This is a genomic window from Streptomyces nigrescens (assembly GCF_027626975.1).
Taxonomy (GTDB): Bacteria; Actinomycetota; Actinomycetes; order Streptomycetales; family Streptomycetaceae; genus Streptomyces; species Streptomyces nigrescens.
Window position 1 is genome coordinate 8,052,435 of record NZ_CP114203.1, and the last position, 18,555, is coordinate 8,070,989.

Annotated in this window: 11 protein-coding genes; 3 read left to right on the top strand and 8 right to left on the bottom strand. The window is 70.4% G+C overall.

Features of this window, described 5'->3' with window-relative positions:
- The first annotated feature begins 47 nt into the window (after positions 1–47).
- Both STRNI_RS35755 and STRNI_RS35760 read left to right on the top strand, forming a co-directional pair.
- Positions 48–800 carry an alpha/beta fold hydrolase gene (locus tag STRNI_RS35755; protein ID WP_277412701.1) on the top strand — a complete coding sequence of 251 codons (753 nt, stop codon included), beginning with the start codon at positions 48–50 and terminating at the stop codon, positions 798–800.
- Between the two features lie 148 nt (positions 801–948).
- Positions 949–1,593 carry a DNA alkylation repair protein gene (locus STRNI_RS35760; protein ID WP_274740388.1) on the top strand — a complete coding sequence of 215 codons (645 nt, stop codon included), beginning with the start codon at positions 949–951 and terminating at the stop codon, positions 1,591–1,593.
- A gap of 150 nt (positions 1,594–1,743) precedes the next feature.
- Here the strand turns inward: STRNI_RS35760 and STRNI_RS35765 are convergent, their stop codons facing one another.
- From STRNI_RS35765 to STRNI_RS35795, 7 genes are all read right to left on the bottom strand, one after another.
- A complete protein-coding gene (locus STRNI_RS35765; RefSeq protein ID WP_277412702.1) occupies positions 1,744–2,664 on the bottom strand; it encodes a trypsin-like serine peptidase in 921 nt (306 codons plus the stop codon).
- A gap of 159 nt (positions 2,665–2,823) precedes the next feature.
- Positions 2,824–5,973: an AfsR/SARP family transcriptional regulator gene (locus tag STRNI_RS35770; RefSeq protein ID WP_277412703.1), complete on the bottom strand. Its 3,150-nt coding sequence runs from the start codon at positions 5,971–5,973 to the stop codon at positions 2,824–2,826.
- Positions 5,974–6,118: 145 nt separating this feature from the next.
- Positions 6,119–7,345, bottom strand: a complete 1,227-nt coding sequence (locus STRNI_RS35775) for a cytochrome P450 (RefSeq protein ID WP_266441776.1) — start codon at positions 7,343–7,345, stop codon at positions 6,119–6,121.
- 196 nt (positions 7,346–7,541) lie between these two features.
- The gene (locus tag STRNI_RS35780) at positions 7,542–8,084 is read right to left on the bottom strand and encodes a Rieske (2Fe-2S) protein (RefSeq protein ID WP_159492253.1); all 543 of its coding nucleotides are present in this window, start codon (positions 8,082–8,084) and stop codon (positions 7,542–7,544) included.
- Positions 8,085–8,353: 269 nt separating this feature from the next.
- Entirely contained in the window at positions 8,354–10,486 is a 2,133-nt protein-coding gene (locus STRNI_RS35785; RefSeq protein WP_277412704.1) for a S9 family peptidase, read from the bottom strand.
- Positions 10,487–10,859: 373 nt separating this feature from the next.
- Positions 10,860–11,654: a carbon-nitrogen hydrolase family protein gene (locus STRNI_RS35790; RefSeq protein WP_277412705.1), complete on the bottom strand. Its 795-nt coding sequence runs from the start codon at positions 11,652–11,654 to the stop codon at positions 10,860–10,862.
- Between the two features lie 58 nt (positions 11,655–11,712).
- Entirely contained in the window at positions 11,713–13,125 is a 1,413-nt protein-coding gene (locus STRNI_RS35795; RefSeq protein WP_277412706.1) for a class I adenylate-forming enzyme family protein, read from the bottom strand.
- 1,731 nt (positions 13,126–14,856) lie between these two features.
- Between STRNI_RS35795 and STRNI_RS35800 the strand changes: the two genes are divergently transcribed.
- Complete coding sequence (locus tag STRNI_RS35800; protein ID WP_277412707.1) at positions 14,857–17,646, top strand: AAA family ATPase; 2,790 nt, start codon at positions 14,857–14,859, stop codon at positions 17,644–17,646.
- Positions 17,647–17,729: 83 nt separating this feature from the next.
- Here STRNI_RS35800 and STRNI_RS35805 read toward each other — a convergent pair whose 3' ends face one another.
- Positions 17,730–18,554, bottom strand: a complete 825-nt coding sequence (locus tag STRNI_RS35805) for a hypothetical protein (protein ID WP_277412708.1) — start codon at positions 18,552–18,554, stop codon at positions 17,730–17,732.
- Between the last annotated feature and the right edge of the window lies 1 nt (position 18,555).

Here is an 18,555-nt window from a genome sequence, read left to right on the forward strand (position 1 = left end):
ATGGACTCTACTCTCGCCGCAACCCCTGAAATCCAAGGAGAAACCGCATGGCTACCTTCGTACTCGTCCCCGGCGCCTGGCTCGGAGCCTGGGCATGGGAGGCCACCGCCCATGCGCTGCGGGAGCGTGGGCACGTGGCGCTGCCGATGACGCTGACCGGTCTGGGCGAACGATCCGGCCTTGCCACCCCGGAGGTGGGCCTGGACACTCACATCGACGACATCACCGCGTTCGTCGTGGAGCGGGACCTGCATGAGGTCACCCTCGTGGCGCACAGCTACGCGGCGGTCCCCGTCACCGGCGCTGCGGGCCGCCTCGGACCGCGGCTGGAACGTCTGGTCTATGTCGACAGCGCCCCCTTCGCCGAGGGCACGTGCCTGCTCGACGTCATGTCGGACGACGTGGTGGACCAACTGCACCAGCAGGTTGCCGAGCACGGAGACGGATGGCGGCTGCCCTTGCCGCCCTTCGGGCTTCTCAGCGAGTTCAGCACCCTCGAAGGGCTCGACGAGGACCAGCTCGACCTCATGCGCACCCGGGCCACGCCCCAGCCCTTTCGCACCTTCGCACAGCGGCTGACCCGCCCTGATGATCCCGGCCCCGATGTCGACCACGTGGTGGTTGCCTGCCACGACGCCAAGGCCCTGCTGGATGCCGGGGTGCCGACGCTGGCCTTCCTCAACCAGCCACCGTGGCGGCGCTTCCATCTGCCCACCGGGCACTGGCCCATGCTGTCCACACCCGTCGAACTCGCCACGACCCTCGACGCGGTCGCCTCGTCCGGAGGCTCCGGACGCTGACCGCGAGGGCCTGCTCCGCTGCGTGCCGTCTCATGGCCGGCGTGTACGACAGGCGGCCGATTTCCGTCGTAGGCTGAATTTCGCTGGTGAGGGACAGGAGGCTCAGGTGGCCGGGACGACGCCGACCGGGACGACGGTGGCCGAGGTGATGGCCGAGCTGGCCGGGCTCGAGGACCCGAAGACGCGCGCGGTGAACGAGAAGCACGGTGACGATCACGGGGTGAACCTCAGCAAGCTGCGCGCGCTCGCGAGGCGGCTGAAGACGCAGCAGGAACTCGCGTGCCGGCTCTGGGAGACGGGTGACACCGCGGCGAGACTGCTGGCGATCCTGATCTGCCGCCCGAAGGCGTTCGAGCGTGACGAGCTGGACGTCATGTTGCGGGAGGCACGGACACCCAAGGTGCACGACTGGCTCGTGAACTACGTGGTGAAGAAGAGCCCGCACGCCGAAGAGCTGCGTCGGGCCTGGTCCGCCGATCCGGATCCCGTGGTCGCGAGTGCCGGCTGGGCGCTGACGACCGAACGCGTGGCGAAGAAGCCCGAGGGTCTCGACCTCGCAGGGCTGCTCGACGTCATCGAGGCGGAGATGAAAGACGCCCCGGATCGCCTGCAGTGGGCGATGAACCACTGCCTGGCTCAGATCGGGATCGAGCACCCCGAGCACCGCGCCCGTGCCCTCGACATCGGTGAGCGCCTGGAGGTGCTCAAGGACTATCCGACTTCCCCGGGCTGCACTTCTCCGTTCGCGCCCATCTGGATCAGTGAGATGGTGCGCCGACAGCACGATAAGTAGGAGGTGCGCGTTCGGCAGGCGTCGCCTGGTGATGCCTGGTGACGCCTGCCTGTGGTGCGACCGGTGGTCTGGCCCGGCCCGGCCCGGCCTGGCCTGGGTGCCCGTGCCTCTGTGGCCCTGGCCGGGGCTCTTGATTCCCGCGCCTCTGTGTCAGCCGTTCTGGGCCCGGTCGTACACCTTCTTGGCTGTGGCTCCCAGCACCTCTCCCTGCATCTCGGTCGGTGTCAGGGAGTCCAGTGCACTGTTGACCGAGACCAGGACGCCCTTGCCGGTGGTGGCGTTGAAGTCGGCCAGCCACGGGCCGCCGCTGGAGCCGCCGCTCATGTCGCAGGGGATGGCCTGTACGCCGCTCTTCTTCTTCGCCGTGCCGACGCAGCGGAGGAGTTCCTCGCCGAGCTGCGGGCGGGTGGCGGAGTAGCCGAAGGCGGAGATGGTGCCGCCAACGGGGCGGTTGAAGGCGATGTCCTGGCCGCCCACGACATCAGTGAGCTTGCGGCCGCTCTTGTCGGCGTCGACGACCAGCGTGGACAGGTCGTCGGTGGAGTCCTGCTCCCAGCTGCGCGGGGTCACGGCGTCGCGGACCGCGAACGCGCCGTAGGGCATCTTGCCCTTGCTGTAGCCGGGGACGAACACCATCGCGATGTTGGTGTTGTAGGGAGAGGAGCCCCGGCGCACGCAGTGTGCCGCGGTCATCACGGCGGAGCGGTTGGCGCTCTTGACGGCAGTGGCCGTGCACCAGGTATCGGCACCGTTCGCGTTGACGAAGAAGAGCCGCCCGACGGTCTTCATGGCGGTGCCCTGCCACGGCTTGGCCTTCGGCCCGGCCGGACCGAGGTCCACGGACTTCCCGACAGCCTTGATGCGGGCGGGTGTCCAGTAGTCGAGGGCTTCCTTGCGTTCCTTGGCGGTGTACGTCAGGACGGAGACCGGGTCGGCCGAGGCGGGGCGGGCCTGGCCCGCTAAGGCCGTCGCCGGGGTCGGGGCGGAGAGGACGAGGGCCGTACCGGCCGCGGCGAGTCCCATGGATCGGCCACGACGACGACGGATGACGGAAGTGGATGTCTTGGACATAGGGGATGTCTCCTTGGTCGGTGCAGGCAGCGGACAGGGGATGTCGGTCCGCTCTGCAAGAGAGGCGGACCCGCCTGTATCGGTTGCGTTTCCGGCGATTTGTGACACAAGCGCGCGGATGCCTGACGCGCGGTGCGACGGGCGGTGCGGGGCGAGCGGCTACCCGCCGGAAGCGAGCGTGACGTCGACCAGCTGGGACCAGCTGGTCCGTGTCCCCTCCCGAGTCGCCTCGGCGAACCGCGCGTCGCCGAGATGGCGCCGTGCGGTCTGCTCTATCCGCGCCACGTCCGGGTGGGAGCGGTCCGGCAGCCCGCGCACGCCCGCGCTCGCCGCGAGCAGCCGCACGGCCTGCTCGTGCTCGTCGCGGCGCAGTGCCAGATCCGCGACCCCGACGAGCACCTGCGCGATCAGCGGCGCGTGTCCCGCCTCGGACGCCGCCTCGTAGGCCGCCGCGCGGTGCGCCCGGGCTTCGCCGGGGTCGTCGGCGAGGTAGCCGAGCAGGTCGTGCGTCACCGCGCGGAGGCTCGCCTGCTCCGCCTCGTCGCCCAGTACGGCCGCCGCGACGCCGAGTTGCCTGTGCGCCTCCTCGGCGTCGCCGTCCCACCGGGCGAACTCCGCCTTCGCGAAGGCCAGGAAGGCCAGCGCACCCGGCCAGGTGACCCGCTCCGCGCACCGTTGTGCCTCGGCGATGGCGGCCGCAGCGGCGTCCTTGTCGCCCAGTAGCCAGTGCAGCCGCGCCTGTCGCGACCGCATGCGCATGACGTCCTCGGTGGCACCGATCTCGGTGACGACCGCGATCGCCTCCTCATAGTGTGCGCACGCACCGGCGAAATCTCCGCGCACGGCGATCCGTTCCGCCAGCTCGGTCAGGGCGAACGAGATCCCGAACCGCTCGCCGAGCGCCCGGAATTCGGCGAGCGCCTTCTCCAGGTAGGCGTCCGCGTCCTGTCCGTCATGGCCGAGCACGATCCGCATCTTGCCCAGGTGCAGCCGGGCCAGCGCGCGCGCCCAGGGGTCCTCGTCGTCCAGCAGCGGTTCGAACGCGGGCAGGAACGCGTCCGGTGCCTGGAGCATGCGTTCCAGCGGGGCGACGAACCCGATCAGCGGGTGGCCGCCCGGACTGCGCCGGCTGAACCGGTACGCCTTGTGGATCCACTCCGCGGCCTGGTGTTCGTCGCCCGGTCCGGAGGTCACGAACAGCACGACCAGGCCGTACACCGTGGCCCGGACGTCGTCGGTCACCTCGCCGGGCGTCCTGGTGGCCGCGGTGATCAGCTCCATGCCCTCGGTTTTGTGCCCGCTGAGCCACCAGTACCAGCCGGCGCCCGCCGCGAGCCGCATCGCCGCCTGCGCCTCGCCCGCCGCGAGCGCGCCACGCATCGCGGAAGCGATGTTGTCGTGCTCGGCCCCGAGCGTGGCCAGCCAGTCCAGCTGCTCGGCGCGGCGCAGATGCGGCTCCGCGGTCTCGGTGAGCTCGGTGAAGTAGGCCAGATGCGCATGGCGCGCCAGGTCCGATTCCCCCGCCTCCGCCAGCCGGTGCCCGGCGTACTCCTTGATCGTGCCCAGCATGCGGTAGCGCGGGGCGCTGCCGCCCTCGGCGAGCAGCAGCGACTTCTCGGCCAGCGCGGTGAGCAGTTCGAGCACCTGCTCCTGCTCGACGGCGTCGCCCGCGCAGACCCGTTCGGCCGCTTCCAGGCTCGCCCCGCCGGAGAACACCGAGAGCCTGCGCAGAACCCTCCGCTCGGCGTCGGTGAGCAGCTCCCAGCTCCAGTCGACCGCAGCGCGCAGCGTCTTGTGCCGCGGCAGCGCGGTCCGGCTGCCGCTGGTCAGCAGGCGGAAGCGGTCGTCGAGCCGGCCCGCGAGCTGGTCGACGGACATGGTGCGCAAGCGGGCCGCGGCCAGTTCGATCGCCAGCGGCATCCCGTCCAGCGCGCGGCAGACGCGGACCATCGTCGCCAGCGTGGGGGCGTCCACGGCGAGATCGCGGCGCACCGCCCCGGCCCGGTCCCGCAGCAGTTGGACGGCGGGTGAGGACTCGATCTCGCCCGGTCCCGCGTCCCCCTCCGGCAGGGCCAGCGGCTCGACCGGCCACAGCGCCTCCCCGGTGATACCGAGCGGTTCCCGGCTCGTCGCCAGGATCCGCAGCCCCCGGCACTCCCCGAGCACCCGGTGGGCGAACGACGCCGCGGACTCGATCACATGCTCGCAGTTGTCCAGGATCAGCAGCGCCTCCCGCTCGCGGATCGCGGCGACGATCCGGTCCGTCAGCTCCGCGTTCGGGGCCCCGCCGAGCAGCGCGTCCCGCAGGCCGAGCCCGGCGAGCGCCGCCTGCGCCACGTCGCCGTCCGCGCCGATGGCGGCGAGCTCCACCAGCCAGGCCCCGTCCGGCAGTTCGCCGAGCAGCGTGCGCGCGGTCTCCGTCGCCAGCCTGGTCTTCCCCGAGCCGCCCGGCCCGGTCACGGTGGTGAGCCGGTGCCCGGCGATGAGCTCACGGACCGCGGCGGTATCGGCGCCCCTGCCGACGAAGGTGGTCAGCTCGGCGCGCAGGTTGGTCCTGTGGCTCGTCTCCCGCCGCCCCAGCTCGCCCCGCAGCAGCGCGAGGTGGACAGCGGACAGTTCCGGCGAGGGGTCGGCGCCCAGCGCGTCGGCCAGGGCCTCCCTCGCGCGCTGGTACACCAGCAGCGCATCGCTGTCGCGACCTGCCGCGACCAGGGCGCGCATCAGCGCGGCGACGAACCGTTCCCGCAGCGGGTGCGCGGCCACCAGGTCGGTCAGCTCCGTGACCCTCTCCGCACCGCGTCCGAGGGTGATCTCCGCGTCGAACCGCTCCTCCGTGGCGGTCAGGCGCAACCCCTCGAACCGGCCGACCGCGGCGTCGAACGCGGCGCTGTCCTGCAGACCGACGTCCTGCATGGCCGCACCGCGCCACAGTTCGAGGGCCTCACGCAGCAGCCGCACCCGCCGGGAAGCGTCCTCAGTGCAGGCCTGGCCCGCGATGACGAGGCGTTCGAACCGCACGGCGTCGACGGCGTCAGGCTCCACCGCCAGCCGGTAGCCGTCCGGCCGGCTCTCGACCACCCCGTCCGGCAGCGCCTTCCGCAGCCGGGAAACCAAGCGCTGCAGGGCGTTCGTCGCCCCGGCGGGCAGGTGCTCCCCCCAGATCCAGTCGACGAGCGACGCCTTCGGGACCACGTGCCCCGGCTTGAGCGCGAGGGCGATCAGCAGTCCGCGCAGCCGCGCGCCCGGCACGTCGGCCCATCCGCCGTCGTCCGTGCGAACCTCGAACGGACCCAGCATCCCGATCTGCACCCGCTGATTTTGCCATGGGTGTTCGGCAGCCATCCAAATACTGGCGCCCTGCGGGAAGTTGCCGCGGTGAGGGCCCCTGTGCAGGCGGGTCCGCCGCGGCCCTGAAGGCTCGTTCCTCCACGGGTGACGCGCTCGGCCGGCGGCTTTACCGGGCCGTTTCCGTCCAGGTGACCGGCAGTTCGTGGACGCCGTAGATGTTCATGTCGCTCTTGAGTTTCACCTCGCCGGCGGGGATGGCGAGCTCGAGGGTCGGGAAGCGGCGCAGCAGTCCCTCGAAACCGGCGCGCATCTCGATGCGGGCGAGTTGCTGGCCCAGGCACTGGTGGATGCCGTGACCGAAGGACAGGTGACCGCGGGCCTTGCGGTGGATGTCCAGGGTGTCGGGGTTGTCGAAGCGCTTCGGATCGCGGTTGGCCGCCAGCAGCGAGATGACGACGGTCGATCCCTCGGGGATGGTTTCACCGCAGAGTTCGATGTCCTCCGTTGCGTAGCGATAGAAGATGTCGGCAATGGACAGGTAGCGCATGAGTTCCTCGACGGCGCCGGGCATCAGGTCCGGGGTGGCGCGCAGTTCGGCCAGCTGCTCGGGGTGCTCCAAGAGCGCGAAGGTGCCCAGTGCCAGCACATTGGCGGTGGTCTCGTGGCCCGCGAGCAGCAGCAGGAAGGCGATGCCCGTCAGCTCCTCGATGGTGAGGTCGTCATGGCGGGCCAGGTCGGACAGGATGTCTTCGCCGGGGGTGGCGCGTTTGCGCGTGACCAGTTCGGCCAGGTACGTGGTCAGCGCGGTGTACGCGGCTATCTTCTCGTCGAACGACTGGTCCTTGACCAGGAACTTGGCGGAGTTGACCTGGAAGGTCTCCCGGTCCGCGTAGGGGACACCGAGCAGTTCGCAGATCACCAGCGAGGGCACCGGCAGCGCGAACTCCTTGACCAGGTCGACCGGCGGGGCAAGGCGCGCCACCTCGTCCAGCTGCCGCTCGGCGATATCGATGATGTGCTCTTCGAGCTGCTTCATGCGTTTGACGGTGAAGGCGCCGGTGAGCTTGCGCCGCAGCCGGGTGTGGTCCGGCGGGTCCATGGCGACGAACAGGCCCGGCACCTGCGGGGACGGTTCGGTGGCGGCGGGCATGTTGGGGGTCTCGTACGGCATGTGGAGAATGCCGATGTCCTGACGGGAGCTGAACCGGGTGTCGGCCAGGAGCTGGCGGACCGCGTCGTAGCCGGTGACGATCCAGCCCTCGTGACCGTCGGGGAAGACCATGGGACTGACCGGGCGGGCCTCACGCAGCCGGGTGATTTGGCTGGGCGGGTCGAAGGGGCCCGCGTCGCGCTCCGTGGAAAGGCCGTGCGGGGTGGCGACCGTCTGACTCATCGGATGTCCTTTCGTGGCGGTTGTTGCGGCCACAAAAATCGCCGACGGCCCTGACATACGGCTGACACGGCTCTGACACCGACCATGCCGCCCAGCGCGACGTGGGTGGGTCCTGAGCGGTGCCCGTGACACCCGCCCGCCGTGACACCCGCCCGCCGGGGTTGTGGCCCGGCGGGCGGCCGGGTGGCCGGGGGCGTCAGCCGAGGGTGACCGAGCCGCCCTTGACGGTCACCTTGGCGGGTGCCAGCGCCTTGGTGGCGGGGCCGGTCTTCACGCTGCCATCGGTGATGTCGAACTTGCTGCCGTGGCACATGCAGTTGATGGTGCCGCCGGCGACCTCGCCGACGACACAGCCCGCGTGGGTGCAGATCGCGGAGAAGGCTTTGATCTCGCCGTCCTGGGGCTGGGTGACGACGACCTTCTCGCCCTTGAAGATCTTGCCCCCGCCCTTGGGGATCTCCGAGGTCTTGGCGAGGGTGGGGCCACCCTCCCCACCGGCGGCACCGTCGCCCCCGCTCCCTCCGGTGCCGCCCGAGCCGCTGTCGCCCCCGCCGCTCGTCCCCGGGGCGGCCTGCTCGTCACCCGCTGCCTTGGAGCTGCCGCCCCCCGCGTCCTCCATGCTGCCGCCGCAGGCCGCGAGCGCGGCCGTGAGCCCGGCCGCGCCGACCGCCGCGACGACGGCCCGCCGTCCCGCTCCGCGCCCCGCCGGCGCCGGGCCGGTCTCCTCCGTCGCCGTCATCGCTTCGGTCTCCGTCCGCTCCGACGCTGCCTGTCGAGCCATGGTGTGCCTCCGGTTCTTGGTGGTGCCTTCGGTGCGCGATGTGCTCCATGGACGTTGCACAAGGTCCATACGGAGCCGCCGCCCGGAGCGTTCAACGCGGCCCTGCGCCATCCGCCGGAGCGGACTGTGGACGGCGGACGGCGGACAGCGATGGCCGGACGGCGGACGGCGGACGGTGGATGACGGACGCGGATGGGTGCGACGGAGGCGGGCGCGAGCCGGTCGCGTCAGCCCTGGTCGGCGTGCTCTTCCAGCGCCTTCAGCAGGAAGTCCCGCTGGAAGTGCAGCAGCTGCGCATTGACCGCGTCGTCGGCCGGCAGATGCGTGGCACCGGGCAGCGGCAGCACACTGTGGGGCTTGCCCGCCGCGAGCAGCTCCGCCGAGAAGCGCAGGGTGTGCGCGGCCGCCACATTGTCGTCCGCGAGCCCGTGGACCAGCAGCAGCGGACGGCTCAGCAGATGGCCGTGGCCGGCCAGGGAGGAGCGCACATAGTTCTCCGGCTGCTCCTCGGGGTCGCCCAGGAACCGCTCCTTCCAGTGGGTGTCGTACATCCGCTGGTCGGTGGGCGGGGCGCCGGCGACCGCCGCGTGGAAGATCTCGGGGCGGTGCAGCACGGCGGCCGCGGCCAGGAACCCGCCGAACGACCAGCCGCGGATCGCCACTCGCGTCAGATCCAGGTCGGCGTAGCGCGCCGCGGCCGCCCGCAGCGCGTCCACCTGGTCCTCCAGCGCGGGCGTGAGCTGGTCGCCATGAATGGTCTTCTCCCAGGCCGGGCCCCGGTTCGGGGTTCCGCGCCCGTCGACCACCAGCACCGCGAACCCCTGCTCGGCGAACCACTGCGACACGTAGGTGAACCATCCGCGGGCCCGTCCCACGAGCTGTATGCCCGGTCCCCCGTAGGGGTCGAGGAGCACCGGCAGCTTTCCGGTGCCCTCCTCGTGCCACGACGGCAGGTAGAGGGCGCCGCGCAACTCCCGTTCGCCGAGGGTGAGATGGACCGGCCTCGGGGTGACCGACGGCTCCTCGGCGAGCGAGGTGAGGGCCTGGTACGGCGGGTCCCCGGCCGTCTCGTCGCCGCGCAGTACGCCCGCCTCGTTGCCCCGCAACGTCTCGCCCGCCAGGACGACCGTGCCGCCCCGCGCCACGCCCGTGTACCTGCCGGGCTCCCGGCTCAGCCGGCGGTTGCCGCGGCCGGGCTCATGGCACCACACATGGGTCTCCAGCGGATCCTCGCTCGCTGTGAACAGCACCCGCTCGTCCTCGACCCCGAGGACCGCGCACAGCTGCATCCCCTCCGGGGTGACCCGCCGGCCCCCGACGGTCAGATACCGGGTGTCGCCCTCGTCCTCATGGAGCACCAAGGCGCCCGACGCCGTGCGGGCGGGGGTGCCGTCGATGATCTCCACCCACGCGGGATCGGTCCGCTCGTGCAGCACTTCGGTGGCACCGGTCTCCGGATCGACCGCGAGCGTGCGCACCACGCGCTGGTCGCGGCTCTGCACGGTGATGAACGGACCGTGCGCGTCCCAGCCGGCCGCCACGACGTACTCGTACGCCTTACGGTCCCACTCCACCTCGACCCGCTCCCCCTCCAGCGAGAGGAACTGCAGGGTGACCTCCGCATTGGGGGTGCCGGCCGCCGGATAGCGGATCGCCTGCGGCGGCTTCGTCGGGTCGGCCGGATCGCTGACATAACGCCGTTCCACCGGGCCGGTGTCGACCCTGGCCACCAGGACGCGGCGGCTGTCCGGTGCCCACCAGTAGCCGCGCAGCCGGTGCATGGACTCGGCGGCCACGTACTCGGCGAGCCCGTAGGAGATCTCCGGACCCTCCGCACGGGCCAGCTGACGGTCGGCGCCGGCCAGGTCGACGACGTGGAAGCAGCGGCGGCTCACATAGGCGATGTACCGGCCGTCGGGGGAGGGACGGGGGTCGATCACCGGACCGGCCGCGGGGACCGAGAACGGGGTGCCGCCGTCGGTACGCACCGCCCACAGGGCCCCCGACAGCGCGAACGCCGCCAGACGGGCGGCCTCGTCCGTCGCGTACGACACCACTCCCACCGTCCGCTCGCGGGCGCGCTCCCGGAGGAGTCTCTCCTCCTCGGGGACCGCGTTGGGACCCGCCCCAACCAGGAGTGCCGGATCGGCCAACAGCCGTTCCGTACCGTCCTCGTACTGCCACAGCCGGCCCACGGGATCGGTGCCCGAGAGCGTACGGAGGAAGAGCACCCGCCGGCCGTCGGGGGAGACGGTGAAATGCCGGGGTACCCCTAGGGAGAAGCGGCGGCTGCGGGCGAACTGCCAGGGAAAATCAGCGGAGTTCGTGGACTGCTCGGATGTCACGGTCCTGCTGGGCAAGATGCTGTCCTCCAGATGCTGAAAGCGTTCCGGTCTGCGGTGGTCCCGGGCACGGCGATCCCTGGAGGCAACCTAGGCACAGTCCGGATTCAGGCGAAAGGCCCGGCAGCTACCTATGGGTGCGCAGCACTGAGCGCCGGTACCTGACCGGGCACAACCGGTACCTGACCGGGCACAAAGGGAATCTCCAGCGACGGGACGAAGCCGTGGCCGATGGGGGAGCGGGCCGTAGCCATGAGCCGTACGGTCACGCCGTGCGTGAGGGCGGGCCGCTCCCGGGAATCGTCGGGAACGACGATCTCGGTACTTCCTATCACGGGGTCCCGCTGAGGATCACCTGGTTTGTGGCGGGCCCTTGGCGGGACCGCCGGGATCAGCTCCCGTACAGCTCCGGGCGGCGGTCCCTGAGGTAGGGCGTGGTCCGGCGCGCCGAGGCCAGCGTGGCGGGGTCGGCCTCGCCGAAGAGGAGCTGGTCGCCACCGGACGCGGCGGGGTCGAGGCACTCCACCGTGCCGTCCGGGGCGGCGATCGTGGTCCGGCCGCAGAAGCGCAGGCCACCGTGTTCGCCGCTCCAGTTGGCGTAGGCGATGTAGAGCTGACTCTCGAAGGCGCGGGCGGGCACGATCGTTTGGGCGACGAAGTCCCATGGGCTCATCAAGCCCGTCGGCACCAGCAGCAGATCCGTGCCCGCGAGCGCGTGGGCCCGCACGGCCTCGGGGAACTCGACGTCGTAACAGATCAGCATGCCCACGGTCAGGCCGCCCAGGGACGCCTGCACCACGCCGCTCCCGCCGGGGGTGAACAGCTCCTGCTCGGCCCGGCCGTAGAGATGCGCCTTCCGGTAGACGGCCAGCGGCCGCCCGTCGCGGCCGACGAGCCGCACCGCGTTGTAGAGGTGCGTACCGTCCCGCTCGGGCCAGCCGTGCGCCACTGCGATCCCGGCCTCCCGTGCGATCTCGGAGACCGCGGTGCACTGCGGGCCTTCCGCGGGGCCGGCCGACTGCGCGAGGGCCGCGTACTGCAGGGGGTAGCCGCCGACCGTCATCTCCGGAGCGATCAGCAGCTCGGCGCCCTCGGCGGCCGCCTTCCCCGCGGCGTCCCGCAGCCTGTCGAGGGTCTGCTCGACATCCGTCGTGCCACAGGCGGTCTGAAGGCAGGCGATCTTCACTGCGTACGTCCTCCGGGGATGACACCCGCCGGCAGTGCCGAAGCCGCCGGCGGTGAGCTCACCGGCCGTGGGCCCGGGCGAGGTGCTCCAACTGCCGTTTGTCCGGCTTGCCGTTGCGGTTGAGCGGGAAGTGATCGAGCACGACGACTCGGTCGGGGTGCTCGTAGGCCGCCAGCATGCCACAGAGCCGCTCGCGCCAGTACGCGTCCTCCTGGCCCTGGTCGTCCTCGACGAAGAAGACGAGCTGAGCGCCACGCCGCTCGTCGGGCAGGGCGACGATCCTGGCCGAGCAGCCCTGGGCCGCCACGCTGCGTTCGATCAGCTCGGGATAGAGGGTGTAACCCATGCGGTGCACCGCGTACTTGCGGCCGAGGACGAAGAGATTGCCGTCCGCGTCGAGGCGGCCGAGGTCGCCGGTGCGCTGCCAGCCCTGTGGCGAGGGCTGCAGGGTGCCGTCCTCGGCGAGATAGCCCTCCAGCGCGTCGGGGGTGTTCACCTCCACCTCGCCGGGCTCGCCCGCGGGGACCGCCCGGCCCGCATCGTCGACGACGCGCACCTGGATACCGTCCATCGCCTGCCCGCACGCCACCGGGTTGTCCGGTGTCGCGAACGCGATATTGCCCAGCTCCGTGCTGCCGTAGCTGTCCAGCAGCGGCCGGCCGAATTCCGCCGCGTACTGGCCGACCAGCGGATCGTCCAGCGGCGCCGCGCCGACGCAGAACATCCGCGCCCGCTCCAGCCCGGGACGCAGACTCGGCTTCCGCGAGACGAGGTTGAGCATGCTGCGGTAGCTGGACGGCGGGGCGTCGATGACCGTGGCCCCCGACTCCTCCGCCATCAGCAGTGCCCGGTCCAGCCTCTTGTACGGGGCGATCACCAGCGAACACCGCTTCAGCCAGGCGATCAGCACCATGGAGAGGCCGTATTGGTGGGCGAAAGGCAGCAGCGGCAGCAGGACATCGTCCTCCCGGTGCCCGACCTGCGCCGCGTTCCGTTCGAGGTTCTTGAGGAACTTGCGACCCGACTTGACCACACCCTTGGGCGTGCCGGTCGAACCGGACGTCCACATGATCAGGCCGTCGGGGAGCTCGCACCAGGCGTCGGCGGTCAGCGGCTCGTCCGCGATCTGCCGGCCGGCGGCGGACACCAGCAACTCGTAGAGGTGCACGGCTTCCTGGCTGCTGTCGAGCGGTGAGTCCTCGTCGCTGAGGACGAGTTTCGTACCGGTGCGCAGGATGATCTTCCGGGTCTGCTCCGCATGCTCCTGCTGGTCGATCAGCACGATCGACGCGCCGATGTGCATCAGCCCGAGGAGCGTCGCCACCCAGGCGGCCGAGTTGCCCGCCTTGAGCATGACCCGGTCCCCGGGGCCGACGCCCCGCTCACCGAGCACCTGCGCGATACGGAGTGCGTCGTGCTCGAATTCGGACAGGGTCCGCACCGAGTCAGGGGCAAAGATCTTTGCGTTCACTGGTCGCACGCTTCCTTCCTCGTGGGCAGACCTCACATGCGGCATCACTACGGAAATCGAGCGGGAGCCGCCCAGCCGACAGGGCAGGGCACGTGCCTCACCTACGGCGAGTCTGGAAGCGGCGGCGCGGGGAGGGAACCCTTATCCGCACCCCTAAGGTCCCTTCTCTTGCCGCTCCGGCCTCGTGCCGTCCCCGGCCGGAATTCCGTCACGGGCCAGGTCCACCAGGGGCGTTGTGCCGAGCCGTGTGGCGGGTGCCGGCGCCACCCGGCCAAGGCCGTCGGCGCGGAGGGGATGGGGGTCCACGCGGCGGGGTTCGCACGGTGGTGTTCGCACGGCTGTGTTCGCCACGGACTGACCACCGTGACCGCGACATCCGACGGTGCCCTCGCTGAGGCCGTCACGCTCGATCTTGCTTTCCCGGAGCTATTCCGCCTGCCGGAATTCCGTCGGGTTCGCCTTCCTGCCCGGCGCCCGTGACAGGTCGCGCGGAGCCATGACTTGGCATTTCCGGGAGAGGTGGCCGGCGGCGGCCTCCCGCGGAGAGGTGACGGCAACGGAGGCCGTGGCGCGGCGCGCCTTCTCCGCACAGCGACGCGGTTCGCGATGGGTTACTCGAAAGTCAGCTCACGCACTCACTCTGGGTAGCGATACGTGCACACGAGTCAAGCCCGAGTCAAGGCCGGACATGCCAACTTCCCACCCCTCGCCGCTGATTGCGCGGATCGATGTGGTGGTCACGGTGCGACCGGCGGCGAGAAGTACCCGCCGGTCACCGGGGTCATCGTCCTGCCGCTCATCGCCGGGACGTTGCGGGAGTTTCGGCCCATGGGCTCCCGTGGCGGTGTGCGATCCCCTATTGGTTGCTCCGGCGCACTTTTACGTGACCCTTACTCAGGAGGCCTTGCGGAAGACGTCGAAGGCTGAGAAGCGCGGTCGGTGCGTCATGTGAACATCTGGCGGCGTTGCGTGGTCGGCGATCGGTGGAAGCGGTTGTTCCGGTGGTCGAACGGGGCGCTGCGGATGGTGTGGCCGGCTCGCATTTGTGCAGGTAGCGCCAATGAAAACTGCGGAATCATGAATTCCGTGATGATGCGCCCGCCCCCGGAATCTTTAATTCCGCGCCGGTCGGGCCGGGTCCGGAATCCATAATTCGCGAGAATGTAACGTCGGTGGTTGGCGTACACTTAGAGGCCCTGGTGTGACTGCCGTCACACCTGCTCTGCTTGAACCCTAGGGGTGTGATCGTTCATATTATTGGCGGTAGTGCCTTTGCGGCATGAAAACGTGGCCTTTAACGTCTCTTGATCTTCCCTTGTCCGGGCTTCAAGTGTGCGTTCTCGGCCGCTCGGGGGCCGGACTTTCTCGCGGATATCTGTTTCCCCAGGCGCTTTGGGCCTGAATTTCTGGCTCTGCGGCAAACCTGAGGCGGTGTGGAACTGTATCTCCATACGCGATGTTATTGTCTTGCCTTTTGTTGCTTCTGAAATGCAATATTGACTCCTGAGTCAAATTTTACAACTGCGGTTGATTGATGTTCGCCGAATTGCACTCGGCGGCCGGACTGTATGTGCGGCGGGGAAATGTTGGCGACGATGCGCTTTCCGGTGACGGTCATGGTATTCACGTCGTCCGGCGCTGCAGTCGTCCAAGTAAATATTGTGGGGAATGTGCATTACCTCGGGTAGAAGAGGTGTGCCTGAGGTTCTTCTTTCGGGGAGGAAGAGCTGCATGGGGTTAGTGGAACGTGACGCGGTTGTTGCGGAGCTGCGCACAGCATTGAGTGACAGTGCCAAGGGGCGCGGCAAGGTAGCCGTGATACGAGGGGGAATCGCCAGCGGTAAAACTGCCCTGCTCAGAGCGTTCGAGGAACATGCGGTGGCCTCCGGTGCCACGCTGTTGCGGGCCTCGGGCGCGCCCAGCGAGCAATCGCTCCGCTTCGGTGTGATCGAGCAGTTCTTCAGTGGGGCGACCACCCCGCCGGAAGCCTCCGCGATGCTTTCGCGCCTGACCGGCCTGGACGCGCCGCAGGTGGGAGGTGAGCTGTCGTCCGCTGCGCGGTCCGGGACCAGGGATGCGCACGACCTGTGCGTCGGCCTGCTCGAACTGAGCAGGAAGGGGCCGCTGGTGATCACCGTGGACGATCATCAGTTCGCCGACAGCGCCTCACTGCAAGTGCTGACCTACCTCCAGCACCGGATCGGGACGGCGCGGGTGATGCTGCTGCTCAGTCAGGGGACCGAACCACCGTCCGAGCTGGTCGCCGAGGCGCTGAGACAGCCGTACTCCCGGCAGTTCACGCTGTACCCGTTGTCCCCGGAAGGGGTCGGGCAGCTTCTCGCCCAGCGGCTGGACTCCTCGGCCGCCCTCCGGCAGGCACCCGGCAGTTACGCACTGACCGGCGGCAACCCCCTACTGACGCGCGCGCTGATCGACGACAGTCTGGCGCCGGGCCCGGAAGCGTCCGCCGGAGCGGCGGACGGACCGGTCACCGGGCAGGCCTTCACCAGGGCCGTGATGGCGTGCCTGCACCGCGGCGGCCCCCAACTGCTGCGGACCGCACGGGCGATCGCGGTGCTCGGCGAGTTCGCCGCCCCCGCGCTGCTGGCCAGATTCCTGGACGTCCGGCCGTCGGTGGTGGGCGGCGCGTTGGAGGCCCTGGAGCTGGCGGGACTGACCATCGACGCCCAGTTCCGTTACGAGGGCACCCGGGCAGCGGTACTGGACGAGCTGACGCCCGAGGAGCGTTCCGCACTGAACCGCCGCGCGGCCGAGCTGCTGCACCACGACGGAGTGGCGCCCTCGGACGTGGTGGGCTACCTCCTGGCCGCCGGTGAGGCCGACGAGCCCTGGGCCGCCCGGGTGTTGCATGCCGCCGCCGATCAGGCCCTGCCGCACGCGGAGCAGGCACTGGCGCTCGGAAAGGTGGCGGAGGCGGTGCAGTACCTGGAGTTCGCCAGTCGCTCCTGCGGCGACGAGCACAAGCGCGCCATGCTCACCGCCCGGCTCGCCTGGGTGCAGTGGACGAGCAGCCCGGCGGCCGCGACCAGACACCACGGACCCTTGCAGACGGCGCTGGAGAAGGAGCTGCTCAGCGGCCGTGAGGTGATGCGGCTGGTCCGTTCGCTGGCATGGCACGGCCGGCCCAAGGAAGCGGTGCGCGCGCTGGAAAGCCTGGGCGCCCCGCCCGAGGGCGACGGCTCCCGGGACCAGGCCGAACGGAAACTGACCCGCCAGTGGCTCTCCCGCTGGCATCCGCAGATCTTCGCCCAGGTCGAACGGCACGCCGCGATGTCCGAACCCCCGGGTTCCCCGGGCCCGGCGCGCAGACCGCAGACAGCCGTTCTTCCTCGTGGCACGGGAAACTCGTCGGCGGTCGAGGGGGCCGAGCAGGTGCTGCAGCGGGCCCGGGTCAGGGAAACGCCGCTGGCATCCGTGATCTCCGCACTGCATGAACTCCTGGCCGCCGAGCGGTTCGAGCGGGCGATGTACTGGTGCAACGAACTGCTCCAGAAGGCCGAGGGGCAGCACGCCGCCGCCTGGCGTGGCGTGCTGCTGGACACCAGGGCCGCGGTCAGCCTCCGGCTCGGTGATCTCGCCGATGCCGAACGGGACGCCTGCAGCGCCCTGACCGCCCTCTCCGCGCGGAGCTGGGGCGTGGCGATCGGTTCGCCGCTGTCCCACGCGGTGCACGCCGCGACGATGCGGGGCCACTTCGACAAGGCCGCGGAACTCCTCAACCAGATGATCCCGCAGGCCATGATGGACACCCGATACGGGCTGCAGTACCGCACGGCTCGTGGGCATTTCCATCTCGCGACGGACCGCCCGCACGCCGCGCTGGAGGATTTCGAGGCCGTGGGCGATCTCGTGGTCAAGTGGAAGCTCGACCATCCGATGACCCTGCCCTGGCGCGGGGACCTGGCCCAGGCCCTCGTCCGGGTCGGCCAGACCGACCGGGCCAGGGAACTCATCAAGGACCAACTACGCATGATCGGGCCGGACTCCACCCGGATGCGGGGTGTCTCGCTCGGAATTCTCGCCTCGGTCAGCGATCTCAAGCAACGGCTGCCCCTGCTCGGCGAGGTGGTCGATCTGCTGCAGGCCGGCGGGGACCGGTACGAACTGGCGCGGGCGTTCGTCGAACTCGGTCAGGTCTGGCAGATCCTCGGCAAACTGGACCGGGCCCAGCTGATCCGGCGCCGGGCGCTGCAACTGGCCAAGAGCTGCCATGCCGAGCAGCTGTACGACCAACTCGTCGCGACCAGGGAGCCGCTGAACAGTGAGGCCACCCCGAGCCAATGGGAGGACGCCGAGGGCATGGCCGTGCTGAGCGAGGCCGAACGCCGGGTCGCCGCGCTCGCCGCGCTGGGGCGGACGAACCGGGAGATCGGCCGGAAGCTGCACATCACCGTGAGCACCGTGGAACAGCATCTGACCAGGGTGTACCGGAAGCTGAACATCAAGCGCCGGGCGGATCTGCCGGTCGGACTTCCGGCGGACATCGCGGATATCGCCTGAGCGCAGGGCCCGTGAGTGCCAATTGCCGGTGGTAGCACCGGAGTTGGCGTCCCAAGCCTTTGCGGTCGCGGTGGACGGATTCCTCAGCCGTCCGAGCGCAGACACACCGTGTCCAGCGGAACGTCCAGCGGCTTGAGCGTTCCGCAGGGCGGTGTGTCGGCGCCCCAGGCGGTCAGACTCGGCATCGTCAGCGTGCCGTCCCCGTGGGGCCGGGCGAAGGTCACCCCGTGCGCGCCGACGGCGTCGGCAAGCTCGACCAGCCACCGGGTCGCCTCGTTCCCCGGCGGGGGCGGGATGACGCGGGTGTACAGCTGGGTGGGCAGCCCGGCGGCGACCGTGGCACGCGTACCGGAGACAAGGGATCTCAGACGTCGCTCCCGCTCGTCGGGTCCTAAGTGATGCCGTCCGGTGACCGCGCTGTCCACGCAGATGCGCAGTGCGTCGACGCAGTCGGCGAGCGCTTCCGCGTGGCGCTCGGCCGGACAGTGTTCGGTGGTGAGGCTGACCGTGCAGCCATCGTCGGTGAGATGGCCGGCGATGTCGGTGAGATCGGGAGTGGGCAGCGGCTCCACCTCGTGCAGGTCCACGGTCAGCAGCCCGGCGCAGGCCAGCGCGCGCGCCGCGCGGCGGTGAACGGAATCCGCGGGCACACACGTGGGCGACGGATCGCGCTGGACCACCGGGGACCAGCGGACCCCGAGGGCCCCCGAACCGGCCAGTGCGATCGGGTCGGCCACGGGGTGCGTCGCGACCTCGCTCGCCCGCAGCATGGTGCGTCCCACCGTGATCAGCTGGTTCCGGTAGTGGGTCATACCGGTCAAGGGGTCATGTACGACGAGGCGACCGGCGCAGACGCCGACGCCGTAGACCCGGGGCGGTGTGACGGATGCGCCGCGCGACGACCGCATC